Origin of the sequence: Acidovorax delafieldii, assembly GCF_007993815.1 — a bacterium.
Taxonomy (GTDB): domain Bacteria; phylum Pseudomonadota; class Gammaproteobacteria; order Burkholderiales; family Burkholderiaceae_C; genus Acidovorax; species Acidovorax delafieldii.
On sequence record NZ_VJWE01000015.1, the window covers coordinates 36197 to 62472 of the forward strand.

The window sequence follows — 26276 nt, forward strand, 5'->3', positions numbered from 1 at the left end:
ACGTGGAAAAAAACTCCTCACCCACACGCGAAGGTCCGTTGGTCGGATTGCGAATTGTCGAGTTTGCGGGTCTGGGACCAGGGCCCTTCGCCTGCATGCTCTTGTCAGACATGGGAGCGGAAGTGGTGCGCATTGATCGTCCGGATGCGCCGCCGATGAGTCCTTTGGACATTGTGGGACGGGGACGCCGGACCATCCTGCTGGACCTGAAGCGGCCCGAGGCCGTTGAGCAAGTACTGCAGTTGCTCGAAAAGGCAGACGCGTTGGTGGAGGGTTTCAGGCCCGGGGTCATGGAGCGGCTTGGACTCGGCCCAAAATTGGTTGCACAGCGCAACCCCCGCTTGGTCTACGGCCGGATGACTGGTTGGGGACAAGATGGGCCGCTCGCACAGGTGGCTGGCCATGACATCAACTACATCGCAGTCGCAGGTGCACTAGCCACCATCGGCGAGGCAGACAGAGGTCCCGTGCCGCCGTTGAACCTGGTGGGTGACTATGGCGGAGGCAGTCTGTACTTGGTGACGGGTCTGCTCGCGGCGCTGCTGCACGCTCGCGCTACGGGGGAGGGCCAAGTGGTGGATGCCGCCATCTGCGATGGTGTGCTCTCTATGCTGAACAATAACCTGTCTCACCGATTGCGGGACCTATACCGCGACCAGCGGTATAGCAACATGCTGGATGGTGGCGCGCCTTACTACACAACGTACGAGACTGCCGACAAAAGGCATGTAGCTGTCGGGCCTATTGAGCCCCAGTTTTTTGCCCTGCTGTGTCAACAATTGGATTTGCCCGATACCTTACGGGACGCCCAAAAGGACCGTGCTCGTTGGCACCTCCTACGTGACGCCATCGCCGCTGCATTTCGCCAGCGTACCCTGGCAGAGTGGTGCTTGCGAATAGAGGGTAGCGATAGTTGCTTTGCCCCCGTTCTGACGCTGGAGGAAGCTCAGCAGCATCCCCACATCCAGTCGCGCAAAAGTTTTACGAGCGTCGATGGTGTAACGCACATCGCGCCAGCACCGCGCTTCTCGCGCACGCCTGGACGCATTCAGTGCTCCGCCGGTGTCCCGCCCGTTGATGTCGCTAGCGTATTGGCAAGCTGGCTCAAAGATTCTCCCAACCAGCAATGAAAGTGAGCTGATCGACCTATGAAAATCCTCGTCCCTGTCAAGCGCGTGGTGGACTACAACGTGAAGGTCCGCGTCAAATCGGACAACACGGGTGTGGACATCGCCAACGTGAAGATGAGCATGAACCCCTTTGACGAAATCGCCGTTGAAGAGGCCGTGCGCCTGAAAGAAAAAGGCCTGGTGACCGAAGTCATCGCAGTCTCCTGCGGCGTGGCCCAATGCCAGGAAACCCTTCGCACCGCCATGGCCATTGGCGCCGACCGCGCCATCCTGGTCGAGACCGACGTCGAACTGCAGCCCCTGGCCGTGGCCAAGCTCCTCAAAGCCCTGGTCGACAAAGAACAGCCTTCTCTCGTCATCCTGGGCAAACAAGCCATCGACGACGACGCCAACCAGACCGGCCAGATGCTGGCTGCTTTGGCCGACCTGCCCCAGGCCACCTTTGCCAGCAAGGTCGAACTCGCATCTGACAAAGTCAGCGTGACCCGCGAAGTCGACGGCGGCCTGGAAACCCTGGCCCTCACGCTCCCCGCAGTCATCACCACCGACCTGCGCCTGAACGAGCCCCGCTACGTCACCTTGCCCAACATCATGAAGGCCAAGAAAAAGCAGCTGGACACCGTCAAGCCCGAAGACCTCGGCGTGGATGTGGCTCCGCGCCTGAAGACCCTGAAGGTGACCGAACCCGCCAAGCGCGGCGCTGGCATCAAGGTGGCCGACGTGGCCGCCCTGGTCGAGAAACTCAAGAACGAAGCAAAAGTCATCTAAGGAGAACAAGAAATGACCGTACTCGTTATTGCTGAACACGACAACGCGTCCATCAAGGGCGCCACGCTGAACACCGTCACGGCCGCCGTCGCCTGCGGCGGCGACGTGCACGTCTTGGTGGCTGGCCACAACGCTGGTGCAGCCGCACAAGCCGCCTCCAAAATAGCCGGTGTTGCCAAGGTCATCCACGCAGACGCCCCTGGCCTGGAACACGGCCTGGCAGAAAACGTGGCCGCGCAAGTGCTCGCCATCGCATCCAACTACAGCCACATCCTGTTCCCCGCGACTGCCAGCGGCAAGAACGTGGCCCCCCGCGTGGCGGCCAAGCTGGACGTGGCCCAGATCAGCGACATCACCAAGGTGGCGAGCCCAGACACCTTCGAGCGCCCCATCTATGCAGGCAACGCCATTGCCACCGTGCAAAGCGCTGACAGCGTGAAGATCATCACCGTGCGTACCACCGGCTTTGACGCCGCCGCCGCCACCGGTGGCTCTGCCGCTGTTGAAACCGCCGCTGCCACGGCCGACGCAGGCAAGAGCAGCTTCGTGGGCAGCGAAATCGCCAAGAGCGACCGCCCCGAGCTGACCGCTGCCAAGATCATCGTCTCCGGTGGCCGGGCGCTGGGCAGCAAGGAAAAGTTCGACGAAGTCATGACACCCCTGGCCGACAAGCTGGGCGCCGCCCTGGGTGCCAGCCGCGCCGCAGTGGACGCAGGCTACGCGCCCAACGACTGGCAAGTGGGCCAGACCGGCAAGATCGTGGCACCGCAGCTGTATGTGGCCGCCGGTATCTCGGGTGCCATCCAGCACTTGGCGGGCATGAAGGACTCCAAGGTGATCGTGGCGATCAACAAGGACCCTGAGGCGCCGATCTTCAGCGTGGCCGACTATGGGCTGGAAGCGGATCTGTTCACGGCTGTGCCTGAACTGGTCAAGGCCCTGTAAGAACGCCCCTGTGCACACAAAGGCATCGCTCGCGATGCCTTTTTATTGCGCTTGCGTCCAAGCAATGACCGCTTTGCGTTACATACCGTGAGTTCGCCGATTCGAATTAAGTGGCGGCAATCGCTGCGTAACTGGCATTCCTGATAGCAGTAGGCAGAGTCACTGCTGCACTGACAGAGGGAAGAAACAGACCCCATGTGGTCTATCTAAATGCCTGAGCAATTGCCGTTCTCGGCCAGGCAAGTGACTGAAGACGACTACGGCAGGTTCTACAGTACGTGAACTGAGCTTGGCATCCGAAGACACTGCGCGTAGGCGCACCGTAAGGTTGAGTCACATGGGGGCGACAAACAAAGGCTCAAGGCCCTCGTTGAGTACATGTGATTGAATCCGAGGCAACGCGCCGAACCGCGCGCACAGGCGTGTCTCTGCGGTGCACCGCCTGTACACCCTCGATCTCCCAATGTTCACTCGCCGTCTTGCCCTGCGCACTTTTCTGACACTCGCACTGTTGGCGGTTTTGCTGCCCCTGGTGCTTGCCAGCAGCAGTTTGTTTTATCGCTCTGCTACGGGTGCCATGGAAGAGTTCGCGCTGCAATTGGCTGACGAGGTCTCAGGCAGGGTCCGCGAAAAGGTGGTCTCCTTCTTTGATGTGCCGCAGCGCGTAGTCGCTTTCAATGTCGAGCAAGTGCGCGCCGGATATCTGATGGTTCAGCAACCTGACGTGTTGATGCGCCAGTTCATGCTGCAGATCGACCAGCAACCCCAACTGACCTTCATATCCATGGGCATGCCTGATGGTCAGTACTACGCCGGCAGCCGTCCCCCTTTGGGGGAGGACCGCGCTTTGCGCATGCTGCGCGCACGGATCAGTGATGGCCGGGCCATGGAGGTTTTGCGTATCGACGCCGTGAGTCGCGAGCCAACGCTGATTTCCCGCAGCGAGGTGGGCTTTGATGCACGTACCCGTCCGTGGTACCAGTCAGCGATTGCCAATGATGGGGTCGCGTGGTACGCGCCTTATCGCTACATGATCAACGATGCGCAAGGCGCATATGCCGCAATTGGCATGGGGATTTCAGCTCCCGTCCGCTCACGCGATGGCAGTTTGATCGGGGTGGTCACCGCCGATGTGGCGCTGTCCCAGCTCAACGAGTTTCTGGCCGCGCTGGCCTCCGAGTCCGGGGGCAGGGCCTTTCTGGCCGAGGCCTCGGGAGAACTGCTTGCAATGTCCTCGCACGATCCGTCTGCAGGTGTATCGGCTTTGGTGGATGGGCAGCGTGTGCGCATCGACCAAAGCCGCGACCCCGTGATGCGTGCGTTGGGGCAGCACATCCTGCAGAGCGGTCAACGCGAGGGAAACCGATTCATGGATGTGGACGGCGTGCGCCACCTGGCGCGTTGGTGGACGCATGCGCTGGATCGCGGTCCTGTGCTGACGATGGCGATCATCCTGCCTGAGAGCCGCTTCAACACGCCGTTGCGGGGGGTGCTACGCAACACGATCTACACCACGCTGGCCGTCTTGCTGGCTTCAGTGCTGTTTTCGGTGTTCGTAGCCAGCCGGTTGGTGAGACCCTTGCAGGTACTCAGTGACTGGGCAGTCAGACTGACCCAGTCCGACTGGAATGCCCAGGCACCGAAATCCAGCCCTATTCGCGAGTTACGGTCTCTGGCGGATTCCATGGGCTACATGGCAGGGCATTTGAAGGAGCATGCCGAAGATCTGGAGCAAATGGTCGCGCAACGCACCCAGGAGTTGGAGAGTGCTGTGGCCTCCATTGAGCAGACGCTGACCGACCAGCGCCATTTCATCGCCATGCTGTCCCATGAGGTACGTTCTCCACTGGCGGTGATCAACACCGCCGGGCAGTTGCTTGCGCTGCGCTCCAAGGATGTGCCCGCGCAGCTGGCATTGGCGCAGCGCATCCTGCGGGGCTCGGCGCGATTGAGCTACTTCTTTGACAACTGCCTGACCCAGGACCGCATTGATAGCCACAACTTTGCGGTAGAGCCAGTACCCGTTGACGTGGGAGAGTTGTGCCTGTGGGTAACAGAAAACGGTGGCCAACTGTCTGCCGAGCACCCGCTGTACCTGACGGTGGAACCCGGGTTGCCATCATTGAACGGCGACCCCGTGCTGTTGCGCGTGATGCTCATGAACGTGCTGTCGAACGCATTCAAGTATTCCGAGGTGGGTGCAACGGTGTCTCTTAGCGTGCATCAGCAAGAGGGCCAGTGCCGTTTTGTCATTGAGGACGAAGGCCCTGGCATTCCGCTGGAAGAGCAAACGCTGGTGTTTGAGAAGTACCGCCGCGGCCGTACGGCAGAGGGCAAACCCGGTGCCGGACTGGGGCTGGCTTTGGTAAAACGGATCGTTGACTTGCATGGTGGGGCTGTCCAGCTACAGGCCGTCCAACCCCAAGGCACTCGCTTTGTGATCGACATCCCGTTGAACGTGACACCGGTGGCCTGAATGTTGCATTCCGGACAGGTGCCGGAGGTATTCGCAACATGACCCAATCCAAGCCCAGCATTGCTATCGTAGAGGACGACTCCGATCAACTGCACAGCATCGAGGAATTCTTGCTCGACTCGGGCTATAGCGTTTGGGGTGCGGGTAGCGCCGAGGCGTTTTACAAAGGGTTCACCGTTCAGCCGGTCGATGTGGTTCTCTTGGACCTGGGGCTTCCCGGAGAGGATGGCCTCAGCGTGGCGTCGCTACTCAAGTCCAGACCCGAGGTGGGGGTGATCATCCTCAGCGCCCGAGATTCACTTGACGATCGTCTGGCGGGAATGCGTGCTGGGGCAGATCGTTACCTGGTCAAGCCGGTCAACCTGCTGGAGTTGGCCGCCAATATTGACGCTACGGCGAGCCGACTTGCCCCCAGGACATCCGTAGACCCCGCAGGATCGCTGGTTGCTGCGGCCATACCTGTCGCAAAGGCGGCGTGCTGGGTGCTGGCCATGAAGGACTGGGTACTGTCATCGCCGCAGGGCAAGTGTCTGCAACTGACGACCCACGAGTTCATGTTCTTGCAGCAACTCCTGCGAGCGGATGGCCAGCCCGTGTCCAAGCGCGACCTCAGCACTCACCTGTTTGGTGCTCGTGCCCAAAACGGGGCTGAACGGCTCAACTTGCTTCTCACGAGGCTGCGCAAAAAGGCGGCGGAAGCGTTTTCTGAACCTCTGCCGGTCAAGACGCTGCACCAGATTGGCTACGCCTTTACAGCCTCAGCACAGCTCGTGCAGGACACTCAACGGCTGCATTGACACTCCCGTGATCCTCTTGAAGCGGCGCTAAACCAGACGGGGAGCGCGCCGCGGTTTGGCCGCGCCAGCAACGAAAGCGTGCTGGGTTAACCCTGTGCTTGCATGAATCCAAATGAAAGATTTGGAAAGATCAGGAAGGTGGTTTCTTGGACACCATGGAGGTGGCAACTCTTGATCTCCCACTTCTACTCACTGGAGTCCTCCATGCAACGTCGTCATCTTCTGCAAGTCTCGGCACTGAGTGCGCTGTCCGCCTCTATCGGCCTGACCCGCAGCGCCTTTGCGCAGGCACCGGGCGCCATTCAGTTTGGCTGTCCGGTACCGATGTCCGGTCCTTTTGCGGCCAACGGAAAGTTCGCCGACATGGGGATGCGACTGGCCATTGAGCAATATGGCAAAGCCCTCAATCGCCCGCTGGCCTACACACTCCTGGACACGGAAGGTAAGCCCGCTACAGCCGTGCGCAAGGTGCAGGAAGCAGCCCAGCAGCAAGGTGCTCGATTCTTCGCGGGCGGCATCCTTTCGGGCGAGGCCCTGGCCATGGGCAAGGAGGCCGAGAAGGCTGGCGGCCTGTTTGTGACCACGGCTGGGGCCGATGAAATCACTGGGTCGGACTGCAATGCTGCGACCTTCCGCTGGTCGGTACCCACTTTCGGCGCCATTGAGCAGACGGTGCGTCCGCTGATCGATTCCATGCCTAAGGCCAAGCGCTGGTACACCATCACACCGCAGTACGTGTTTGGCGATGGCCTGCTGTCCGCGGCCAAGAACATCTTCAAGGAAAAGGGGATCGAGCATGTGGGTAACAGCTACCACTCGCTGACCGAGAAGGAGTTCAGCGGTTACATCACCAATGCTCTGGCCGCAAAGCCCGATGTCCTGCTGCTGCTGAACTTTGGCGCGCAATGTGCCGACACGCTTCGCCAGGCCGTGAGCTTTGGTATGCACAAGAACATGACGATCCTGGTGGCCTGGGCCTCTGGTTTGGAGCAGTTCGAATCGCTGGGCGCTGACCTGTGCGACGGTATCTACTTTGGCGCTCAGTACTGGCACACGGTGGATTCCGAACTCAACCGCGATCTTGTCAAACGCACCAATGACAAGCTCAAGATGAACCCCAACTACAGCCTGGCGGGCTCCTATATCTGCACAAAGCTGCTGATCGACGGAATCATCAAGGCCGGGTCCGTGGAGCAAAAGGCCGTGATCGCCGCACTGGAGGGCCACAAATACCAGGGTCTGACCGGTGAGGAAGAGGTGCGAAAGGCGGACCACCAGGTGCTCAAGAACTACTACCTGCTCAAGGGCAAGGCCAAGTCCAAGATGAAGAACAAGGACGATTACGTAGACGTGCTCAGTTCGGGCAAGTCGTTCCTGCCCATCGACCAGACGGGCTGCAAGCGCGCCTGACCCTCGCGGCGTCCGCCGGGCTGGGCATAGCCCCATGCGCGCGCTGTGGCCGCCCCTTTTTTGAGAACCCCAGCGGCACCGACAGGGTGCGGCTGGTGGTCGTTCGGCCGAGCACTTTATGAACATTTACCTTCTACAGGTCATCAATGGAATCGGCATTGGCATGCTGTATTTCCTGTTGGCGGTGGGCCTGTCCATTGTTTTTGGATTGCTGCGATTCGTGAACTTCGCGCATGGGGCGTTCTACCTGATCGGAGCGTACTTTTGCTACCAGATGACGCGATGGGGCATGAGCTTCTGGTTGGCTCTGGTCGTGGTGCCGCTGGTGGTGGGGGCGATTGGCTGGGCCACGGAGAAGCTGGTCCTGCGCCACGTGTATGCCTCGGACCATGAGTTTCACATCCTCGTGACGGTGGGCCTGGCACTCGCAGTCCAGGAGCTGGTGATCCTGCAATGGGGCCCACTGGGTGACAGCGTGGCGGTTCCCGATTCGCTGCAGGGAGTGGTGATGTGGGGCAGTTTCATCTACCCGAAGTACCGCCTGTTCGTGATCGGCTTTACTTCGGTGCTGGCAGTGCTGCTGTGGTGGGTTCTTGAGGGCACGCGACTCGGTAGCGCTGTGCGAGCAGGCAGCGAGTCGACCGAGATGGTCTCGCTGCTCGGCATCAATGTGCTGCGTATTTTCAGCTTGGTATTTGGGTTGGGCGCAGCCACCGCTGCACTGGCCGGAGTGCTCGCATCCCCCATTCGTGGAGCAGAACCCTTCATGGGCATTGAAGCCCTGGCCGTAGCCTTTGTTGTGGTGGTAGTGGGGGGGGCTGGGCAGTTTCAGCGGCGCATTGCTGGGCGGATTGATGATCGGCATTGTGCAAAGCGTCATGAGCACGCTATGGCCAGAAGGGGCCCGCCTGATGATCTATGTGGCCATGGCGGCCGTGCTGCTACTGCGTCCCCACGGCCTGCTGGGCCGCAAGGAGTAAACCCCATGAAGAAATACACGCATTTCCTGTTTGCAGCAGTGGTGGTGGTGGCCATGCCATTGCTGATGCAGTCGGGCTCCTTGGCTAGCGAGGTACTCATCTTTGCGCTGGCGGCCATGGGGTGCAACCTGCTGCTCGGCTTCACCGGCTTGCTTTCGTTCGGGCAGGGCATCTTCTTTGGTCTGGGCAGTTACACCGTTGCCTTGCTACTCACCCGCTGGCCTGTTCCCATGCCGCTTGCGTTGCTGCTCGCCACAGTCATGGGAGCGATCGGGGCGGCCGTGGTGGGCTGGGTGGCCATTCGCCAGCGTGGCACCTACTTTGTGATGCTGACCTTGGCCTTTGCGCAGATGTTCTATTTCATTGCCTATACGGCTACCGGCTTGACGGGGGGAGACAACGGGTTGATGGATATCCCTCGTCCCAATGTGTCCATCCTGGGCTTTGACCTGTGGACGTTGGCGTCGCCTTGGCAGTTCTATGGTTTTGTTTCGCTGATTTTTCTGGTGGTGTTCTGGCTGCTGCTCAAGGTGTCACGCTCGACATTCGGGCGAACCTTGCTGGCAGTGCGAGACAACGAAGAGCGTGCGGCTGCCATTGGCTACAACCTCAGGCTGCTCAAGCTGCAGGCGTTTGTGATCTCGGGTGCTGTCACCGGTCTCGCGGGGGCGCTGCATGCCATGATGACCGGCCTGGCTCCGCTGTCCAACGCGGAGTACCACACCAGTGAAATGATCCTGGTGATGACCGTTATTGGCGGGACGGGCAACCTGTTTGCCTCGCTGCTGGGATCAGCGTTCTACCTGCTGCTGGCCGACTGGCTGTCTCAACTGTGGCCGCGTTGGCTTTTGCTGCTGGGCATTGCATTGATGGCCGTGAGCCTCTGGATGCAGCGCGGGCTGTGGGGCCTGGGTGAAACGGTCTGGAATCGGCCGCAAGGTCATCGCAAGCAGTCGGCTGACACGGTGGTGACGCCATCGGCAGCTGCAGTTCCTGCGAAAGGAGAACAGGCATGAGCCCAAAGACCCCGATCTTGTTGGAAGCCATTGATGTCGAGAAGCACTATGGCAAGTTTGCAGCGCTGGGCGGTGTAAGTCTCCAGGTGCGTGCGAATACCGTGCATTCGGTGATTGGCCCCAACGGTGCTGGCAAGACCACGTTGTTCCACATGCTCACCGGCACCAAGGCAGTCAGTGGAGGCCGGATTCTTTTTGATGGACAGGATGTCACGCATGAGCCAGACCATCGGCGGGTGCAGCGAGGCATTGCGCGTTCATTCCAGGTGACCAGCCTGTTCTTGAGCTTGCCCGTGCGTGAGAACCTGCGCCTTGGCGCACAAGGCGTACAGCCTGCACGCGCCCTGAATCCTTGGCACGAGCCGGTAGGGGCGCGTGCGCAGTCGCAGGTGGTTGACGCCGTTCTGTCCAAGGTGGGACTGGAGAACCTCGCAGACACCCCCGCTGGCAATCTTTCGCATGGCCAGCAGCGCCGGCTGGAAGTGGGCATGGCCCTGGCTGCACGGCCCAAGGCCATTTTCTTGGACGAGCCCACGTCGGGCATGGGCATCGATGACCTGGACGACATGAAGCGCTTGATCAAGAGCCTGCGCGACGAGCACACGGTGGTCTTGATCGAGCACAACATGAACATCGTGATGGATATCTCGGACACCGTGACGGTGATGCAGATGGGGCGCGTGCTGGCCGAAGGCATGCCACACGACATACGCAGCGACGAAAGGGTACGGACTGCGTACTTGGGCAACATGATCACAGGGGGCAAGGCATGATTCTCGATGTTGACAACCTGCATGCCCACTACGGCAAAAGCCATGTGCTTCAGGGTGTGTGTTTCACGGTGGGTAACGGCGAACTGGTCACCCTGCTGGGGCGCAACGGCGCAGGCAAGACCACCACACTCAAGAGCATTGCCGGGGTAGTCGCTCCCACGCAGGGCCGTGTGGCATTTGCCGGCAAACCGCTGCAGGGTCAGGCTTCGCATGTGATCGCCCGGCAGGGGGTGTGTCTGGTACCGGAGCACCGGGGCATCTTCAAGCTGCTGACCGTGGAAGAGAACCTGATGCTGGGCCTGCGAAAAAGCTCACCCTGGCAACTGGACGACGTGTACCGCATTTTCCCCAGGCTCAAGGAGCGCAGGCGCAACGGCGGTGGGCAGCTTTCCGGCGGCGAGCAGCAGATGCTAGCGATCGGCCGCGCGCTGATGAACGACCCCAAGTTGCTCATGTTGGACGAGCCCGTGGAGGGGCTGGCCCCCGTGATCGTGGAGGAAATCGTGGCCCAGCTCAAGACCATCAAGGCCGCAGGCGTTGCCATCTTGCTGGTGGAGCAGAACCTGGAGGTCTGCACGCAACTGGCCGACCGCCATTGCATCCTGGAACAAGGACGCATCGTCTACACAGCTGACAACGCAAGCTTTCTTGCCGACGAAGAGGTCAAAGACCGCTATCTGGGCGTGGGCTTGGCCTGAGCTGTGGCCCATCCCGCACTGAATCCCGAAGGGCGTTTCATGAAGTTTCTGATTGCTCGTCTTAACCACGAGACCAATACCTTTTCTCCGGTACCCACGCCCTTGAAGGCGTTTGCGCCCGAGTACGACGCGGCGGCCTTCCATGCCAACTTCGGCATGCGAACGGCGATGGCGGCTTTCATTGATGCAGCAAAGCGGGTAGGGGCGCAGTGCGTGACGCCCGTCTCCGCCACGGCAAACCCCAGCGGGCCGGTAGATGCCGACGCCTACCGCCAGTTGACGGACCGCATCGTCGCCGCAGCGGTGGGTTGCGATGCCATCCTGCTCGATTTGCATGGCGCGATGGTGGCGCAGAACACACCGGACGGGGAAGGAGACCTGCTTGCCCGGGTGAGGGCGGCTGCGCCTGGCGTACCGTTGGGCGTAGCTCTGGACCTGCACGGCAACATCACGCAGAAGATGGTCGATAACGCCGATGTGATGGTGGGGTTCAAGACCTACCCGCATGTGGACATGTACGAGACGGGCGAGCACGCGGCACGTCTCGTGTTGCACATGTTGCAGCAAGGGACGAGGTACGCCGTGCGCTGGCGACAGTTGCCGCTGCTCAGTCACACCCTGCGCAGCACGACCTTGGGTGGCGCTATGGCCGCCGCCGTGTCCTCGGCGCGGCAGGCCGAAGGGGAGGGTGTGCCGGCCATGACCATCTTTGCGGGCTTCTCCTTGGCCGACATTGCCGCACCATGCGTGAGCGTAGTGGCCACGGCGGAATGCACTGCCGAGGGTGAAGCGCTGTGCGCCGCTGCGCTGGACCGCGTGGCTGCTCAGATCTGGGCGGAACGTGAAGGCTACGTGTATGCCAGCGAGCCCTTGGCCGAAGCCTTCGTTCGGGCGCAGCGCATGGCCGAAGGGGTGGGCAAGCCCGTACTGCTGCTGGATCACAGCGACAACTGCATGTCCGGAGGAACCTGCGACACCATGGACGTGCTGCAGGCCGCCTGGCGGCATGGCCTGACTGGTATCGCCACGGGGCCGCTGTCTGATCCGGAGGCCGTTGAGCAGCTCGTGGCGGCCGGTGTGGGCGCGCAGGTGTCGGTGCGCCTGGGCAACAAGGTGCCGCTGGCTCGGCTGGGCATTGTCAAAGAGCCCGTGCTGGTGCAGGGCACAGTGCGTGCCATCAGCGACGGCAGCTACACCGTGACGGGCCCGATATACACCGGCCAGCGCTGCTCCATGGGGCGTGCCGTCTGGCTGGATGCCGGCGGCACGCAGATCGTGGTGGTTGAGCAGCCGCACGAACCGTGGGATCTGGGCGTTTTTTCTTGTGTGGGCCTGGACCCCGCGGCATATCGCTACCTGCTGCTCAAGTCGCGCATGTACTGCCGACCGGTCTTTGTGCCGCTCTCTGCTGGATTGGTGGAGTGCGATAGCCCCGGCGTGACCAGCTCGGACTACCAGCTGTTCCCGTTCGCAAACCTGCGCCAGCCCGTCTACCCGCTGGGCGACGTGCTCGCATATCCCTGACTGAGCTATATCTCTGGAGCTTCTATGGACACGAAAGTCAAACCCGACATTGAGAACCTGCGCATCAACGGCGAACGCCTGTGGGCGTCACTCATGGAGCTGGCGCAGATCGGCGCCACCCCCAAGGGCGGCGTGTGCCGCTTGACCCTCACCGACCTGGACAAGCAGGGCCGTGACTTGGTGACCCGCTGGGCGCGCGAGGCAGGCATGACCGTCACCATCGACAAGATCGGCAACGGCTTCATGCGCCGCCCCGGCCGCAACAACAACCTGCCACCCATCATGACCGGCAGCCACATCGACACCCAGCCAACCGACGGCAAGTTCGACGGCAACTACGGCGTGCTGGCCGGCATCGAGGTGGTGCGCACGCTCAACGACCACGGAATCGAAACCGAAGCCCCCATCGAAGTCGCCTTCTGGACCAACGAAGAAGGATCGCGCTTTGTGCCCGTGATGATGGGCTCGGGCGTGTTTGCCAAAGCCTTCACGCTGGAGCACGCCTACGCCGCCACCGACACCGAAGGCAAGACGGTGAAGGGCGAACTCGAGCGCATCGGCTACATCGGCGACCAGGAGCCCGGCGACCACCCCATCGGCGCCTACTTTGAAACCCACATCGAACAAGGCCCCGTGCTGGAAGACAACGACAAGACCATCGGCGTGGTCAGCGGCGTGCTGGGCATCCGCTGGTTTGACTGCACCGTCACCGGCATGGAAGCCCACGCAGGCCCCACCCCCATGGCCCTGCGCAAGGACGCGATGCTGGCCGCCACACGCATCATGCAAGACGTAGTCGCCGCCGCCCACCGCCACCCGCCGCACGGGCGCGGCACCGTGGGCATGGTGCAAGTCTTCCCCAACAGCCGCAACGTCATCCCCGGCCGGGTCAAGTTCAGCATCGACCTGCGCAACAGCACGGACGCACTGGTGGACGCCATGGCCGCCGAGGTCAAGGCCTTTGCCGACCAGGTGGCCAAGGAGCATGGCGTGCAAGTGCACATCGAGATGGTCTCCAGCTACCCCGCGCAACTCTTCCAGCCCGAATGCGTGCAGGCCGTGGGCCGCGCCGCCGCCAAGCTGGGCTACAGCCACATGCCTGCCGTCTCGGGCGCGGGGCACGACGCCGTGTATATGGCCAAGCTCGCACCCAGCGGCATGATCTTCATCCCCTGCAAGGACGGCATCAGCCACAACGAGATCGAGGATGCGAAACCTGAGCACATCGAGGCCGGGTGCAACGTGCTGCTGCACGCCATGCTGGAGCGGGCTGGTACCTAGTGCTATACAAAATATAGCGGTAGATGCATGATTCCGTAGCGCTTGAGCCCGTCTGGATGCAAAAAGCGGGTGGAACGGATCAGTCCAGCTTCGTCAGCCCCAGAAAGTGGTTCAGCATGTGGAAGTGGTCTTCGAAGAATTCCTCTTCCAGGCCCGCCAGCTGGTCGATGGGGGTCCACTGCACCAGCGCCGCATCATCGTCCGCCTGCACCACTGGGAAGGGCGCATCGCCCAGGTCAAAGTAGTGTGCATGCGTGATGGTGCGACCGCGCTGGCTGCGGTCGGGGTGGTCGAACACGGCCACTGACTGCAGTGCGGCGCGCATGCGGGCCTCGGGCAGGTTGCATGTACGGGCAAGAGGCTCTGCGAGCTGGCCGCTATTGCCGCGCCAGCTTTGCGACCACGTGGCGGGAAAAGTTGTCCAGGATAGCCTGCCAGCCGGCTCGCTGCTGCTCTTCGGAGTGCGTTTGTTCCCCGTCGAATGTGACCGTAACTTTGACTCCGTCCGCGCCCTCGTTGAACTCAACGAGTCCTGCTCGATCTCCGAAGGCGTATTCGATGAGCTGGCACGGCACAACCTTGGTGTATTCACCTGCAAAGTCAAACCCGAATGAGCCGTCCTTCGCCTCCATGCGAGAGGAGAACTTGCCACCTGGCCGCAGATCCACCGACGAGGTGGTCGTGTGCCAGTCTGGGGACGCTGTATTCCACTGTTTGATGTCTTCGGGTGTTGTGTATGCCCGCCAGACTTTTTTCAACGGTGCGGCAACCACAGTGGAGACGGTGATCTTCATGAGCGAACTCCATTCGGGTGACCCGGCACATATTCAAAGATTGGGTGCCGAGTCCAGCCCTATCGGCACTGGCCGCTAAAACCCGGCCTTATTAGCGACTTCTGTCTCAGACTTGTTGGCTGCGCGCGGCGATCCACCGGATCTCCTCGACCAGCTCGTGCAATCCTGTTTGGATGATATCCAGAGTAGGCTTGTCCACTAAGTGACCGTCTTGTATGCGCGCGGCGACTCCCGCAATGGCGATGTGCTGCCGCACCAAGGGGCGTGCCAGTGTGGCTGCCAATGCATCACGAATTTGGGCCTGTGCCCGCACTCCCCCTGCCGTGCCTGGCGACGCCGTCATGATGAGCGCGGGCTTGCCCTTGAGAGGAGATGCAAATCCCGGCCGTGAAGCCCAGTCAATCGCGTTCTTGAGTACCCCGGGTATGCCGTAGTTGTACTCAGGAGAACACAGTACCAGGCCATTCGCATGTTCAATGGCGTTCTTGAGCTGGACGACTGGAGGCGGTGGTTGCTCCCCATCCAGATCTGCGTTGTACATGGGGATCTCGTCGAGAGGGAACAACTCCAGTGTGGTTCCAGAAGGTAGCAGCGGCTGGAGGCTTCGCAGCACGGCAGTGCTGTGCGACGCGCGGCGGAGGCTTCCGGAGATGGCGAGGAGGCGGATAGGACGTGTCATCTGGTTGGTGTTCATTGAGATTCTTTCGTTCTTTCAATGCCTGAAGTTTATGCATAAAATTCAAAACATGTACAAAACAGACACATCCCCTCGCACCCCGCCCCTGGTGGATCAGGCCTTCGCGCAATTGCGCAGGGATGTGTTGAATGGCACCTACGGTCCAGGCGCCAAGCTCAAGCTCGATGAACTGCAAGCTGCCTACGGCTTTTCCAGCAGTCCGCTGCGGGAGGCGCTGAGTCGTCTGGCACAGGAGGGGTTGATCCGGGCAGATGAACGGCGAGGGTTTCGTGTAACGGCGATTTCTGCAGAGGACTTGGGCGACATCACGCGCATGCGTGTGATGCTTGACGTTCAGGCGCTGCGCGAATCGATTGCCCACGGTGATGACGTGTGGGAGGCGCAAGTAGTGGGGGCATTTCACCGCTTGGAGAAGGTAGAAGGCCGACTTAGCGATGGTCCGGTCGTTTTGGACCAAGGGTGGACGGACGTGCACACTGCCTTTCACATGGCACTGATTTCAGCCAGTCCATCAGAGCGCCTGCGGACTTGGAGTGCAAGCCTCTTCGACCAGGCGGAGCGCTACCGGCGGTTTTCAGCGCGCTTTCGCAAGACCTTTAAGCACAAATCCAGCGAGCACCGTAAGCTCATGGACGCTACGCTGCGGCGCGATGCAGATACCGCCTGTGCACTCTTGCAAGAGCACATCTTGAGTACCGAGCGCAATGTGCTCTCGGTGCTGGGCAAGCTGGAGCACGGCCAGGGAGGCTGACCCTCCGCTGCCATTGCAAGCCAGGGCATGGTCTAGGTACAGGCATTTCGCCGGTTCCTGGGCAGCCCTGCCCCTCCTCATTTCTGGTTGCACCCGACTCGCGTGGTGCAGAGCCCGCATGCATCGCGCATGTGGGCTTTTTCGCTTCTGAGTTCCCCATTTCCGTTGTCTGCAAGTGCCTCTTCTTGCGCAGGTGGCCAAGCAAGTTGCCGCAAATCGCTCGGTGTAAACCACTAAGCACAATTTGTATTTTGTGCATAAAAATACATTCATGCACTAGATTCGGAGATACAGAAGTCCAAGTTCTGATCGTCGTGCCTTCTCCGATTCCTCTTTCATCCCTTTTCTAGGAAACCCATGAAACTGATGTCCTACTCAATCGCCGGCCGTGAAACCTGGGGTGCCGTCCTCGGTGACGGTGTTGCCGAACTGGCGATCCGAACTGGCCATGCCACGCTGGCTGGCTTCATCGCAAGCCCGGACTTCGCGCGCCGGGATGCGTTGGTGGCAGATATCAAGGCCGACGCAAAGTTGGCCGAAGTGACGTTCCTGCCGGTGATTCCTCGCCCCGAAAAAATTGTCTGCGCGGTGCGCAACTACATGGATCACCACCAGGAGGTGCTCGCTGCTGGCATGCAGCGCGAGCTGTCCGAGCAGCCGCCGATCTTCTTGCGCGTGTGGCGTTCACAGACACCACATCAAGGGCCGATCGTCCGCCCCCATGTTTCGGAGTCGCTGGATTGGGAAGGCGAGCTGGCCGTAGTGATTGGCAAGGAAGGTCGTGACATCAGCGAGGCGGACGCCTGGGCGCACATTGCAGGCTATAGCTGCTACAACGATGCCAGCGTGCGTGAGTGGCAGTTCCATGCCAAGCAGATCGCCTCCGGCAAAAACTTCGAATCCACTGGTGCTTTCGGTCCCTGGATGGTGACTGCAGACGAGATCGCGTCTGGTCGCGAACTCAAGCTGGAGACGCGTCTGAACGGCGTTGTGGTGCAGTCCAGCCATACAGGGCACATGATTTTTTCGATCCCCCGCCTGATTGCGTATGCCTCAACCATTTTTACGTTGGTCCCCGGTGACGTGATCATCACTGGCACTCCTGCCGGCGTGGGCTGGAGCAAGAAGCCGCCGCAGTTCATGAAACCTGGCGACGTCGTGGAAGTGGAGATTGAAGCCATCGGCGTGCTGCGCAATCCAGTGGTTGCGCAGGGCTGACCATCGTCTGGCGTCATTTACCCGTTCGATCTTCCATCCAGACCCTGCAACGGTAGAGCAAGGCCCCACGCGGCCGCCGCCCACGGAGACAAACACCATGCAAAGAAGACACGTCCTGGCCGCCTGCAGCGCGGCCGCTCTTGGATGGCCGGCGCTGCCGGCCCTGGCCCAAGCCTATCCCGAGCGAGCGATCAAGCTCTATCAGGGGTTCGCTCCTGGTGGAAATGCGGACGCTATCGCCCGCGCTGTGGGCGCAGAGATGGCCAAAGCCTTGGGCCAGGCCGTGGTGGTGGAGGCACAGTCTGGAGCTGGCGGCACCATCGCCGCCACCACGGTAGCGCGGGCAAAGCCCGACGGATACACGTTGCTGCTCGCCACCGGGGGGCATGCGGTGGCGGGCGCTCTCTACAACACGCTCCCCTACAAGTCAGTTGCGGACTTCGAGATGGTTTCCACGATCACCTTCTTTCCGTTCCTGGTGGTTGTCAACGCCAATTCGAAAGTCCAGAGCCTGCGTGAAGTCATCGCAAACGCGCAGGCCACACCGGGATCGGTTGGCTACGGGACTGCGGGCGTGGGCTCAACCCACCATCTGGCGGGCGAGCTGCTGGCCAAGATGGCTCGAGTCAATCTTTTGCACGTTCCTTATCGGGGCGATGCTGCATCGATCACGGCGCTGCTGGCAGGCGATGTGCCATTCATCATCGCTCCGCCGACCGCGGTATTGACCAACATCCAGGCGGGGAAGCTGCGCGCCATCGCAACCACCGGCCCCCAAAGGTGGGCAGGCCTGCCAAACGTTCCCACCGTCGTGGAGCACGGTGTGACGGGCTATGACGTGCGCTCGTGGGCCGGCCTTCTGGCGCCCGCAGGAACACCCCGACCGATCGTTGATCGCCTCAATGCGGAGGTGCTTCGTGCGCTACAGGCGCCTGCAGTACGGCAGCGTCTGGAGGACATGGGCGGCGAAGCGCGTGGCAGCACGCCCGAGGAAATGAAGGTCATGGTGAGCCACGAGATCGAAAAATGGCAGCAGGTAGTGGCTGATGCCAAGATTCCCAAACAATGACTCCAATCACCTTGTCGAAGGACTTTTGAATGAACTTGATCGCTATCCGAAAACGCAGCCTGACCATTGAAACGGTGTACCACGAGGGCGGGCCACCGGTAGACACGCCGCTGCGCATCGCCTCTGCTTGCGCTGTGATTCGCAATCCTTACGCTGGCCGCTATGAGCCAGATCTGCTGCCCTTCATGGCCGAGCTGCGCACCCTCGGTACGATGCTCGCTGAAGAGCTGGTGGCTACGCTGGGCAAGGAAAAAGTACAGGCCTATAGCAAGGCAGCCATCGTCGGCGTGAATGGCGAGTTGGAGCATGGCGCCGTCTGGCATGAAGCGGGGGGCTGGGCAATGCGCCAAGTGCTGGGTGAACCCAAAGCCATCGTGCCGTCGGCGAAGGCCGTGGCCGCTACGGGCTACCGCTTGATGGTGCCACTGCATTACATCCATGCGGCCTATGTCCGGAGCCATTTCAACAGTGCCGAGGTGGGGATTCAGGACGCGCCCCGCCCCGACGAAATCCTTTTCGCACTGGTGATGGCCGATGGCGGACGCGTCCACTCGCGCCTGGGCGGCCTGACGCGCGAGCAGGTGTCTGTACACGACGGCCAGCGCTGAGGTTAGACATGGCGACTTCTTCCACTGGCACGATGAAGGCCGTGCAGCTCCAGGTCACGGGTGGTCCGGAGGTTCTGTCTTTGGTGGACATCCCTGTACCTCATCCCGGACCGGGCCAGGTACGCGTCCGGGCTCATGCCATAGGCGCAGGTGGGCCGGACGTTCTGATTCGCAACGGTACTTACAAATGGATGCCCCCACTGCCCGCGGTGCCCGGCAATGAGCTGTCCGGGGTCGTCGATGCCATCGGTGAGGGCGTCACCCGCCTGTCTGTGGGTGATCGCGTGCTGGTCAGTGCACGAGAGTTGCCACAGCGCGGGGGCTGCTACGTGCAGGCGATCTGCGTGCCCGAAGTTGTGCCATTTGTGCTGCCTGAGAGCATTGCGTTCGAGGACGCGGTGAGTCTCGGTAACTTCCAGCTCGCACTGGCGCTGCTGGCCAGCAACGGCAACCTACCCGCTAAAGCGATCCTGATCCCCGGTGCAGCAGGTGGGGTTGCCACCGCGCTGGCCCAGGTGGCGCGCTCGCGAGGCCTGCGCGTCATCGGTACTGCATCAACCCCGGAAAAACGCCAGTTCGCCTTGGAAAACGGAGTTAGCGAACTTGTTGATGGCGATGTGCAGGCCCTGCCGCAACGCGTCATGGAGCTCACTGGGGGGCGTGGCGTCGACCTCGCTTTTGATCATGTGGGGGCGGCGCTGTTTATCGCCTGTCTGCGGTCGCTGGCCCCCTCAGGCATGGCGGTGTCGTACAACATCCTTGCAGGCCCACCATCGAGTGATGTGTTCGATGAGCTTCGCAAACTGCTCGCCAAGAGTCTGGCGATACGCACCTTCTCCATTCACGCGGTGGATGCCGATGTGGCTCAGCGCCGCAGCTTGATGGAGCAAGCCATTGCGCTCATGGCGAGTGGCCAGGTGCGTGCACCGCGTGCCATGCGCATGCCACTGGCAGAGGTTCGTCAGGCCCACGAGCTGTTGGACATCGGTGGCACGCTGGGCAAGCTGGTCCTCATTCCCTGAACCCATGGAGTCTCGCAACGTGAACCCACCCTATACCGCCAATCTCGCTCACTGTGGCATTTTTTGCCGTGACCTGGAGGTGATGAAGGCTTTCTATACCGGAGTGTTCGACATGCAGGAGACTGATCGTGGCCAGGGCGTGACCTTTCGCTTCGAGATCGTGTTTCTGAGCGGGCGCGGTGATCAGCACCACCAGTTGGTGCTGGCTGGAGGGCGGGGTGAAGATGCCCCGAGCACCGTGATGCAGCTGTCCTTCAAGGTCCAGACCATTGATCATCTGCGCGAGGCGCGTCGCCGCGCCTTGGCACTGGGCGCGTCGAAGATGCGTGGGCTTAACCACGGGAATGCGATATCCATTTACTGCATGGACCCGGAAGACAACACGGTGGAGGTTTATCTGGACACTCCTTGGTACGTGAGCCAGCCCCACGGTGATCCTTTGGACCTGGATCAGGATGACGAAGCCATCTGGGCCCAGACGGAGCGTGTGGTGCGTTCGGACCCCAGCTTTATGCCGGTATCCGAGTGGGCTGCGCAGTTTGCTGAACGACGCGCGGCATTGAAGGCCGGGAGCGCGTAGCGAACGCTCGTTTTTCGCGATAACGCGAAGGCTTTCGGCTTGGAGATGCAACAGGCGTTCGACGTTTTGCTTGTGTTCGCACGCAACAAAAAGGGCTCCCAATGGGAGCCCCGTTTGCTTGATCAGTGCGGGAGTGAGTGCTTGTCTAAAACACTCCCCATGGCAACAGCACCCGCACCGCGCGAAGTGCCACCCCCATGGGAAGTCCCGCAACTGCTTCAAACCAATCTCAGCAGTTGGTCTGCCAAATTACATGGCGCTGAATTCGCCCGAAGGGATCTGGCCGGTGCGCACGGCTTCGGCAGCCTGTGCACGCACGACAGCGCGGTCAGCGGTGGACTTGTAGGTCACCACACGCGAGCCTGCGGGTTCCATGTTGTGGGTCTTGGCTTCCACTACAGCTTCGGCTTGCACTTCAGCGCGGGTGCGGTTCGTATCGAACTTCAGGGCAAATTGCGAGCCATCGGCTTCATCGGCATGGGCGCCAAAAGCGGCGAAAGCGGCAACAGCGGCGACGGAGAGGAAACGGGCAGTCTTGTTCATGATGAAAATCCTTAAAAGCTAAAAAAGCGTCTCAAAAAAGCCGGATCAAAAACCATTCCTGAACCGGGTTCGGTGAGTCGCCTTGCGGGTTCGGCTCATCGATGGGATGAACTGTACGCCGATGGTGTTCAGGGAAAAACCACTCAGTCGCAAACTAACTGTTCCAGTTTTGAAAACAATGGCTGGGCCACGTACTGTGACGTTTCGCGTCAGTGGTTGGAGGCGCCGAAGCGTCAGTTTCCATCGCCCCGGGCGTTGGGCCGGGGACTACACAGCAGTGGTTTGTGCCCTGGCTGCAGGCCTGCGGATCTATCGGTCTATGGCTTGTTGCGTGTCTTGCGCACCGAACGCGGAGCGGGGCTTGTGGCTCGGGTGCTTGCCTGATCCAGCCACAGTAAGGTGTCCATTTGCGCCATGAAATGGCGCAAATAGTCGGGGGACAGGGAGCGCATCAGGTTGAGTGAGCGCAGCATCAGCTTGTGGGCGTTGAGTGGCCCGGCGTTCTCAGGCCCCCTGTGCAGGGCCTGCACCACCTGCTGCTCGGCGGCGATGTGCGACCAGACCTCGCTGAAATGGCGCACGCTTTTGAGCGCGGGCAATGGAGCGCTGTCCATCGCAAAGGGGTCGTCCCTGGCGATGCTGCGCCGAGGGGTTCCCAGGGTTTGGTTCAGTTGTGCCAGCGCAGATGCTGCAGGGGCGGGGCGTTGGTTGCCCTGTGATGGAGGTGTGTGGGGCGGGCTTTCGGGGTAGCTCGCCAGCGCCGTATCGAGCTTGTGCGCCAACAGCCGCTGCACGGCCGCTGATTGGCCAGGCAGGCGGCGCGCCAGGATCTCCAGGTAGTGAAAACGCGCGGGGTCGTTGTGGTGCGCGCCCACTGCACGCAATGCCTCCAGACGGGGATCTGTCATGGTGCGCGGGGAGACTCGGTGGACCGGGGGGTGGCGGCCTTGGGGACTGGGGCCATCTCCACCCGGCGGTTTTGTGCACGGCCTTTTTCGTCGCTGTTGTCAGCCACGGGTTGTTCGGCGCCAAAGGCTGCGGCGAACACCTGGGACGATGGCATGCCCTCGTCAATCAGAGCCCGGGTCACGGTGAGTGCACGCTGGGCTGACAGCTCCAGGTTGTCCGCAAAACGCTTCTGGCTGCCGCGTAGCAGCGCGGTGTTGTCGGTGAAGCCGCTGACCATCAGCATTTCGTCGCGCTCCCGCAAGTAAACCCCCAACGGCTGAACCAGACTCTTGAGCAGTTGCCGTCCCTCGGCACGCAGTTCGTCCGAACCGGTGGCAAACAGCACGCTGCCGCTGATACCAATGCGCCCGTTGTTCACCGTCACGCGCCCGCTGGCCAGCGGAATGGCCAGGGCCTTCTCAAGCGCCATGCGCCGCTGCTCTTCCATCTGGCGCTTTTGCACTTCCTGCTGCAGGCTGGCCACCAGGTCGATCTGCACCACCAGCACGCCCACGAGGATCAGTACAAACGCACCCAGCAGCCCCGCCATCAGATCGCCGAAGACGGCCCACACCGGTGCCGTCTGGTCGGTAGCATCATCCAGGGTGTCGTCCACGCCGGTCACGCGGGCGCCCCTTGTTCTGCCGTGGCCTTGCCATGCAGTCGACGCAGGTCTTCCACGATGCCTTGTTGTGCGCTGATGCTCAGGTCAATCACCTCGCGGGCCTGCGCCACGTAGTACGCCAGCTGTTCGTCGCTGCGGCCCATGGACTCGCGAAGGGCGTCCTCCATGCCTTGCAGGCTCTCCACGAGCTTCTCGTTGCTGGCGCTGAACAGGCCGACGCCGTGCTGGAAGGATTCCCCCAGGCTGGACAACTCGATGGCGCTGGCCGCAACCTGCGCTGCCACTTCGTCCACCTTGCCCGCCTGTGCGCCCAGGGCCTGTGCAAACTGCTGGCCCGCCTGTTCGAGCACCTCGGCGGCGGAACCCACCAGTGCGTCAATGGCCGCGCGCTGCTGCACAGCGGCTTCGTTCACGGATTGCAGCAGGCTGCCCAGCTGCTGTGTCATGGCCGTGCGCTCGGCCAGTGCGAGGTTGTCGCGTTCGCCCAGGCGTGTCATTTCCTGCCGCAACTGGGTAATGACTTCGGCCGCCGCTTGCGGCACGTCGGAGGCGGTCTGCAGCAGGCGCGTGAGGGGGGCTTCCAGCGCAGCGCCCAGGGTGGCCAGGTGCTCTGCCACGGCGGCTTGCAGAGTATCCAGGCGGTCCACTGCCGCCTGTCCGCGCGCGGCTTCTGCATCGCGCAGGGTGGTCAGTTCCTCGCGCCACACCAGGGTCAGCGCATCCATGCGTTGACTCTGGGCTTGCACCCATTGCGCTTCGTTGTCGATGCGTGTGCGCAGCAGGGCGTCGGATTGCTCCATCAGCGCGGTGGCGCTGCCCAATGTACGGTCCACCTGGGCGTTCAGTCGCAGACTCACTTGCGTGGCGGTGTCTTCCAGGGTCTGCATCAGGGCGCGCTGTTGTTCCACGGTCTGTGTGGCTGCGCGCTGCCATTCAGCGCTGAGCGTGTGGGCCAGTCTCTCCAGGGACTGGCTCCAGCCTGCCAGCCGTTGCGCATCGGCGTCGCGCTGCGCCTGCTGAGCATCGGTGACGGTGCTTTGCAATGCAGCCAGCAAGGCCTCGGAGCGTTCTTCAAATGCGTTGTTGGCTGACTGCAGGCGGTGCTCCAGCTGCTGGGCTGCTTGGGCGAGTGCCGCGCCGGTTGTCTGGTGCTGTTCGGCAGTTTGTGCCCCCGCGCTTTGCCATTCGCCGCTGAGTTTCTGGGCCATCTGGTGCATGGACTGCGTCCAGTCGGCGAGCCGCTGCGTATCCGCAGCGCGCTGCGCACCGTGGGCTTCGGCTACCGTCGCCTGCAGTGTGGTGACCAGGGCTTCGGCCTGTTGTGCAAATGCCTGGGTGGTGGCTTGCAATTGCCGGTCCATCTGCTGTGCGGTGCGCTCCAAGGCCTGGCCCACCTCCTGCTGCTGGGCCAGCGTCTGATTGCCCGCCCGATGCCATTCGCTGGCCAGGTTGCGAGCCATGTCCTGCATGGAGTGCTCCCAGCCTTGCAGTCGCCGCTGGCCGGACTCCGCCTGGGCAGCCTGTTGCTGTGCAGCCGATACGTGCAGGGAGTCCAGCAGTGTTTTCGAGCGTGTGTCGAAAGTCTGCGTGAGCTTTTGCACTGCAACCTCAAACTGGGCGGTCAGCGCGCCCTGTGTGTTCGACTGCTGGTCGAGCGCCTTGGCCCAGGTGTCGGCCACCTTGCGTGCTGTGCCCTCCCATTGCGCACTGAGGCTTTGCAGCTGCTGGCCTGTGTGCTCTCGCAGCCGCTCGTGGGTGCGCTGGGACTCTTGTGCCAGCGTTGCCATGGCCTGTTCCACCACCGGGCGCATGGCGGCGGTGGCCTGCTGGGCACTGGTGCTCAGGCTGTCTTGCAGCGATGTACCCACGGACTGCGCCAATTGGGTGTAGGCGGCAGAGGCCTCTTGATGAAACCCCTGCTGTTGCGCCAGCAGCTGGTCGTTGAGCTGGCTGTGGCGGCGCTCCAGTCCTTCCATCATGGCTTGCAGGCGATCGGCAATCAGTGGCAGGGCCTGGGCCTGCGCTTGCAGGGCCAGCAAGGTGTCCTCGCGCCGTTGGGCGGACGAGAAGGCACGGAATAGCGTGGGGATGCGCGCATCCAGCTGGCGCACCGCCTGCAGCCTCTCTCGGCGGCTCAGGGCGGACAATAAGCCCAGTGCGGCCGATGTGGCGACCCCCGCGACGGACGTGCCGAACGACAGACCCAGCCCCTTGATGGGCGCAGCCAGTGCATTGCGGATGGATTCCAGGTTGCCTGAGGCCTCCAGGGCGAACACGGCGCCGTGGAATGTCACCACCATGCCCACGAAGGTGCCCAGCATGCCCAGCATGACCAGCAGCCCCACCAGGTAAGGCGTGAGTGCAGGGCCAGGCAGGGCTACACGCTCTCCTTCGATACGTTGGCGAACCGGGTGGCGCAGTGCGGGGTTGAGGCTTTCCAGCCAGGCATCCAGGGCAGGGGGCTCTTGATGGGCCTCTAGCGCACGCGTCAGCGAGGCGGTGGCCGCGCGATAGCGCATCAGCTCCCAAGCTCCCAGCAGGTAGGTGGCGGCGATCATCACCGTCATTGCCAGTGCCAGCGGGCTGTGGCCCACAAAACCCCAGCCCACCCAGCCAGCGGCTGCAAGGCCCGCAGCGAAGATGGCTGTCATCACACTCTTGTTCATTCCTGTTGTCCTGTTGTGTCGTTCTGTGCTGCTTCCAGCAGTCCCGTGATCGGTTCCATGCGCGTTTGCAGCTCTGCGGCAAGTAGGGCCTGCATGTCGCGCTCGAAGGCCCACAGCCAGCCTCCGGCCTGCCGCCAGCGCGCAGGCTCATCGGTCAACCCTTGGGTGGTCAGCCTGTGCTGGTGTTGCCGGTGGCGGTGCGCCATACGGCGCTCCAGGTGCGCGGGTAGCAAGGCCCACAGCCGTTGTTCACGCGGTGCCAGCATGCGCTCCATCACAGCGTCCAGCGCCGCCACCTGGCGCAATCTGGGGGCACCTTGTGCGATCGCCTGGCGCAACTGTGCCCGCAGGGGCTGCAGCCGCAGCTCCATCTGCTTTTGCAGGTCCAGATAGCGTGGCGCGTGGGTGGCGAAATCCTTGTCCACCCTCGGGTCGGGCAGTTCCACGGGGGTGTTGTCCGCCCGGGCTCGCAGTGGCTTGGGTGCAGTGGGCCTCGTGGCCAGCTGCACTTCGAGGTCGGCCTGAACCTTCGCTACCAGGCCGGCGAGTACCGTCATGTTCAGCGCCATTGCCGGGTGCTGTGCAGTCGCTGCCTGCGATGGCAGGTTCTCGATCGCGTGCAGCGCCCGGCTGAGCTGGACGGCGTCCACGGTTCCCAGCCATAGGCTCAGCTGCTCTGCCACATCGGGGGGCTTGGCTGCTGGTAGCGGAGGCGCGGCCCGCTCGCTGGCTTCCCGCGTCCATTGCTGGAGCAGGACCACGAGGCGTGAGCTGTTGAGTCGGTGGTGTTGGGTCATCCCGTGAAGGCTGTGCACTGGGTGGGCACGGCCGAGCGGGACGGTCCGGCGGCGCGTGCATCGGGGGAAGGAGTCCTCCCGAAGGCAAAGCCCGCTATTTTCGCAGGAACGACAGACCAGTCTGCCGGTCAGCGTCTGGCGTTGCAGCTGTTACACAAGG

24 protein-coding genes and 2 pseudogenes are annotated in these 26276 nt (G+C 61.9%); 18 read left to right on the forward strand and 8 right to left on the reverse strand.

Annotated elements, in window-relative coordinates:
- Positions 1-2: 2 nt before the first annotated feature.
- The 12 genes and pseudogenes from ATF69_RS16095 to ATF69_RS16150 all read left to right on the forward strand — a co-directional run bounded on the left by ATF69_RS16095 (position 3) and on the right by ATF69_RS16150 (position 13798).
- A complete protein-coding gene (locus ATF69_RS16095) occupies positions 3-1130 on the forward strand; it encodes a CaiB/BaiF CoA transferase family protein (RefSeq protein WP_146871606.1) in 1128 nt (375 codons plus the stop codon).
- Positions 1131-1148: 18 nt separating this feature from the next.
- Positions 1149-1898 carry an electron transfer flavoprotein subunit beta/FixA family protein gene (locus ATF69_RS16100; RefSeq protein ID WP_146871607.1) on the forward strand — a complete coding sequence of 250 codons (750 nt, stop codon included), beginning with the start codon at positions 1149-1151 and terminating at the stop codon, positions 1896-1898.
- A gap of 12 nt (positions 1899-1910) precedes the next feature.
- Complete coding sequence (locus ATF69_RS16105) at positions 1911-2843, forward strand: electron transfer flavoprotein subunit alpha/FixB family protein (protein WP_146871608.1); 933 nt, start codon at positions 1911-1913, stop codon at positions 2841-2843.
- Between the two features lie 463 nt (positions 2844-3306).
- Positions 3307-5319, forward strand: coding sequence for a sensor histidine kinase (locus ATF69_RS16110; RefSeq protein WP_056058940.1), 2013 nt, complete (start codon positions 3307-3309; stop codon positions 5317-5319).
- A 38-nt stretch (positions 5320-5357) separates the two neighbouring features.
- Entirely contained in the window at positions 5358-6116 is a 759-nt protein-coding gene (locus ATF69_RS16115) for a response regulator transcription factor (RefSeq protein WP_056058939.1), read from the forward strand.
- 204 nt (positions 6117-6320) lie between these two features.
- Positions 6321-7526, forward strand: coding sequence for an ABC transporter substrate-binding protein (locus ATF69_RS16120; protein WP_099729268.1), 1206 nt, complete (start codon positions 6321-6323; stop codon positions 7524-7526).
- A 118-nt stretch (positions 7527-7644) separates the two neighbouring features.
- Positions 7645-8506 (forward strand): annotated as a pseudogene (locus ATF69_RS16125) (branched-chain amino acid ABC transporter permease).
- Between the two features lie 5 nt (positions 8507-8511).
- Entirely contained in the window at positions 8512-9522 is a 1011-nt protein-coding gene (locus tag ATF69_RS16130) for a branched-chain amino acid ABC transporter permease (protein ID WP_146871609.1), read from the forward strand.
- A complete protein-coding gene (locus ATF69_RS16135) occupies positions 9519-10295 on the forward strand; it encodes an ABC transporter ATP-binding protein (RefSeq protein WP_146871610.1) in 777 nt (258 codons plus the stop codon). Before ATF69_RS16130 ends, ATF69_RS16135 begins: the two co-directional genes overlap by 4 nt.
- Entirely contained in the window at positions 10292-10993 is a 702-nt protein-coding gene (locus ATF69_RS16140; protein WP_121942010.1) for an ABC transporter ATP-binding protein, read from the forward strand. The genes ATF69_RS16135 and ATF69_RS16140 overlap by 4 nt, the downstream gene beginning before the upstream one ends.
- 39 nt (positions 10994-11032) lie before the next feature.
- Entirely contained in the window at positions 11033-12517 is a 1485-nt protein-coding gene (locus ATF69_RS16145; protein ID WP_099729270.1) for a M81 family metallopeptidase, read from the forward strand.
- A 24-nt stretch (positions 12518-12541) separates the two neighbouring features.
- Positions 12542-13798, forward strand: coding sequence for a Zn-dependent hydrolase (locus tag ATF69_RS16150; RefSeq protein ID WP_146871611.1), 1257 nt, complete (start codon positions 12542-12544; stop codon positions 13796-13798).
- A gap of 79 nt (positions 13799-13877) precedes the next feature.
- On the opposite strand, the pseudogene ATF69_RS16155 reads toward ATF69_RS16150, so the two are convergent.
- The 3 genes and pseudogenes from ATF69_RS16155 to ATF69_RS16165 form a co-directional block, all read right to left on the reverse strand.
- Positions 13878-14144, reverse strand: a pseudogene (locus ATF69_RS16155) (cytidyltransferase); the annotation flags it as partial.
- Positions 14145-14175: 31 nt separating this feature from the next.
- Positions 14176-14592 (reverse strand): SRPBCC family protein, encoded by a 417-nt coding sequence (locus tag ATF69_RS16160; protein WP_146871612.1) that lies wholly within the window; start codon positions 14590-14592, stop codon positions 14176-14178.
- A 106-nt stretch (positions 14593-14698) separates the two neighbouring features.
- Entirely contained in the window at positions 14699-15286 is a 588-nt protein-coding gene (locus tag ATF69_RS16165) for an NADPH-dependent FMN reductase (RefSeq protein ID WP_146871613.1), read from the reverse strand.
- 34 nt (positions 15287-15320) lie between these two features.
- Here ATF69_RS16165 and ATF69_RS16170 point away from each other — a divergent pair, with 34 nt between their 5' ends.
- The 6 genes from ATF69_RS16170 to ATF69_RS16195 all read left to right on the forward strand — a co-directional run bounded on the left by ATF69_RS16170 (position 15321) and on the right by ATF69_RS16195 (position 20537).
- Positions 15321-16040 carry a GntR family transcriptional regulator gene (locus ATF69_RS16170; RefSeq protein WP_146871789.1) on the forward strand — a complete coding sequence of 240 codons (720 nt, stop codon included), beginning with the start codon at positions 15321-15323 and terminating at the stop codon, positions 16038-16040.
- Positions 16041-16397: 357 nt separating this feature from the next.
- Entirely contained in the window at positions 16398-17258 is an 861-nt protein-coding gene (locus tag ATF69_RS16175; protein WP_146871614.1) for a fumarylacetoacetate hydrolase family protein, read from the forward strand.
- Between the two features lie 97 nt (positions 17259-17355).
- Positions 17356-18327: a Bug family tripartite tricarboxylate transporter substrate binding protein gene (locus tag ATF69_RS16180; RefSeq protein ID WP_146871615.1), complete on the forward strand. Its 972-nt coding sequence runs from the start codon at positions 17356-17358 to the stop codon at positions 18325-18327.
- A gap of 29 nt (positions 18328-18356) precedes the next feature.
- Positions 18357-18935 (forward strand): amino acid synthesis family protein, encoded by a 579-nt coding sequence (locus ATF69_RS16185; RefSeq protein WP_056066523.1) that lies wholly within the window; start codon positions 18357-18359, stop codon positions 18933-18935.
- Between the two features lie 8 nt (positions 18936-18943).
- On the forward strand, positions 18944-19957 hold the full coding sequence (locus ATF69_RS16190; protein ID WP_146871616.1) for a zinc-dependent alcohol dehydrogenase family protein: 1014 nt from the start codon (positions 18944-18946) through the stop codon (positions 19955-19957).
- 4 nt (positions 19958-19961) lie between these two features.
- Complete coding sequence (locus tag ATF69_RS16195) at positions 19962-20537, forward strand: VOC family protein (protein ID WP_244303745.1); 576 nt, start codon at positions 19962-19964, stop codon at positions 20535-20537.
- A 249-nt stretch (positions 20538-20786) separates the two neighbouring features.
- Here the strand turns inward: ATF69_RS16195 and ATF69_RS16200 are convergent, their stop codons facing one another.
- From ATF69_RS16200 to ATF69_RS16220, 5 genes are all read right to left on the reverse strand, one after another.
- Positions 20787-21080 carry a DUF4148 domain-containing protein gene (locus tag ATF69_RS16200; RefSeq protein WP_146871617.1) on the reverse strand — a complete coding sequence of 98 codons (294 nt, stop codon included), beginning with the start codon at positions 21078-21080 and terminating at the stop codon, positions 20787-20789.
- Between the two features lie 317 nt (positions 21081-21397).
- Complete coding sequence (locus ATF69_RS16205) at positions 21398-21988, reverse strand: DUF2894 domain-containing protein (RefSeq protein WP_146871618.1); 591 nt, start codon at positions 21986-21988, stop codon at positions 21398-21400.
- A complete protein-coding gene (locus tag ATF69_RS16210) occupies positions 21985-22653 on the reverse strand; it encodes an OmpA family protein (protein ID WP_146871619.1) in 669 nt (222 codons plus the stop codon). Before ATF69_RS16210 ends, ATF69_RS16205 begins: the two co-directional genes overlap by 4 nt.
- Positions 22650-25319, reverse strand: a complete 2670-nt coding sequence (locus ATF69_RS16215; RefSeq protein ID WP_146871620.1) for a DUF802 domain-containing protein — start codon at positions 25317-25319, stop codon at positions 22650-22652. The genes ATF69_RS16210 and ATF69_RS16215 overlap by 4 nt, the downstream gene beginning before the upstream one ends.
- Positions 25316-26116: a DUF3348 family protein gene (locus ATF69_RS16220; protein ID WP_146871621.1), complete on the reverse strand. Its 801-nt coding sequence runs from the start codon at positions 26114-26116 to the stop codon at positions 25316-25318. Before ATF69_RS16220 ends, ATF69_RS16215 begins: the two co-directional genes overlap by 4 nt.
- Between the last annotated feature and the right edge of the window lie 160 nt (positions 26117-26276).

Coding starts and splice junctions, on each gene's coding strand:
- ATF69_RS16170 (WP_146871789.1), top strand. CDS start 15,321: ATGCATAAAATTCAAAACATGTACAAAACAGACACATCCCCTCGCACC.
- ATF69_RS16145 (WP_099729270.1), top strand. CDS start 11,033: ATGAAGTTTCTGATTGCTCGTCTTAACCACGAGACCAATACCTTTTCT.
- ATF69_RS16120 (WP_099729268.1), top strand. CDS start 6,321: ATGCAACGTCGTCATCTTCTGCAAGTCTCGGCACTGAGTGCGCTGTCC.
- ATF69_RS16160 (WP_146871612.1), bottom strand. CDS start 14,592: ATGAAGATCACCGTCTCCACTGTGGTTGCCGCACCGTTGAAAAAAGTC.
- ATF69_RS16100 (WP_146871607.1), top strand. CDS start 1,149: ATGAAAATCCTCGTCCCTGTCAAGCGCGTGGTGGACTACAACGTGAAG.
- ATF69_RS16205 (WP_146871618.1), bottom strand. CDS start 21,988: ATGACAGATCCCCGTCTGGAGGCATTGCGTGCAGTGGGCGCGCACCAC.
- ATF69_RS16130 (WP_146871609.1), top strand. CDS start 8,512: ATGAAGAAATACACGCATTTCCTGTTTGCAGCAGTGGTGGTGGTGGCC.
- ATF69_RS16215 (WP_146871620.1), bottom strand. CDS start 25,319: ATGAACAAGAGTGTGATGACAGCCATCTTCGCTGCGGGCCTTGCAGCC.
- ATF69_RS16175 (WP_146871614.1), top strand. CDS start 16,398: ATGAAACTGATGTCCTACTCAATCGCCGGCCGTGAAACCTGGGGTGCC.
- ATF69_RS16105 (WP_146871608.1), top strand. CDS start 1,911: ATGACCGTACTCGTTATTGCTGAACACGACAACGCGTCCATCAAGGGC.
- ATF69_RS16220 (WP_146871621.1), bottom strand. CDS start 26,116: ATGACCCAACACCACCGACTCAACAGCTCACGCCTCGTGGTCCTGCTC.
- ATF69_RS16185 (WP_056066523.1), top strand. CDS start 18,357: ATGAACTTGATCGCTATCCGAAAACGCAGCCTGACCATTGAAACGGTG.
- ATF69_RS16135 (WP_146871610.1), top strand. CDS start 9,519: ATGAGCCCAAAGACCCCGATCTTGTTGGAAGCCATTGATGTCGAGAAG.
- ATF69_RS16140 (WP_121942010.1), top strand. CDS start 10,292: ATGATTCTCGATGTTGACAACCTGCATGCCCACTACGGCAAAAGCCAT.
- ATF69_RS16115 (WP_056058939.1), top strand. CDS start 5,358: ATGACCCAATCCAAGCCCAGCATTGCTATCGTAGAGGACGACTCCGAT.
- ATF69_RS16110 (WP_056058940.1), top strand. CDS start 3,307: ATGTTCACTCGCCGTCTTGCCCTGCGCACTTTTCTGACACTCGCACTG.
- ATF69_RS16150 (WP_146871611.1), top strand. CDS start 12,542: ATGGACACGAAAGTCAAACCCGACATTGAGAACCTGCGCATCAACGGC.
- ATF69_RS16165 (WP_146871613.1), bottom strand. CDS start 15,286: ATGAACACCAACCAGATGACACGTCCTATCCGCCTCCTCGCCATCTCC.
- ATF69_RS16200 (WP_146871617.1), bottom strand. CDS start 21,080: ATGAACAAGACTGCCCGTTTCCTCTCCGTCGCCGCTGTTGCCGCTTTC.
- ATF69_RS16180 (WP_146871615.1), top strand. CDS start 17,356: ATGCAAAGAAGACACGTCCTGGCCGCCTGCAGCGCGGCCGCTCTTGGA.
- ATF69_RS16190 (WP_146871616.1), top strand. CDS start 18,944: ATGGCGACTTCTTCCACTGGCACGATGAAGGCCGTGCAGCTCCAGGTC.
- ATF69_RS16195 (WP_244303745.1), top strand. CDS start 19,962: ATGGAGTCTCGCAACGTGAACCCACCCTATACCGCCAATCTCGCTCAC.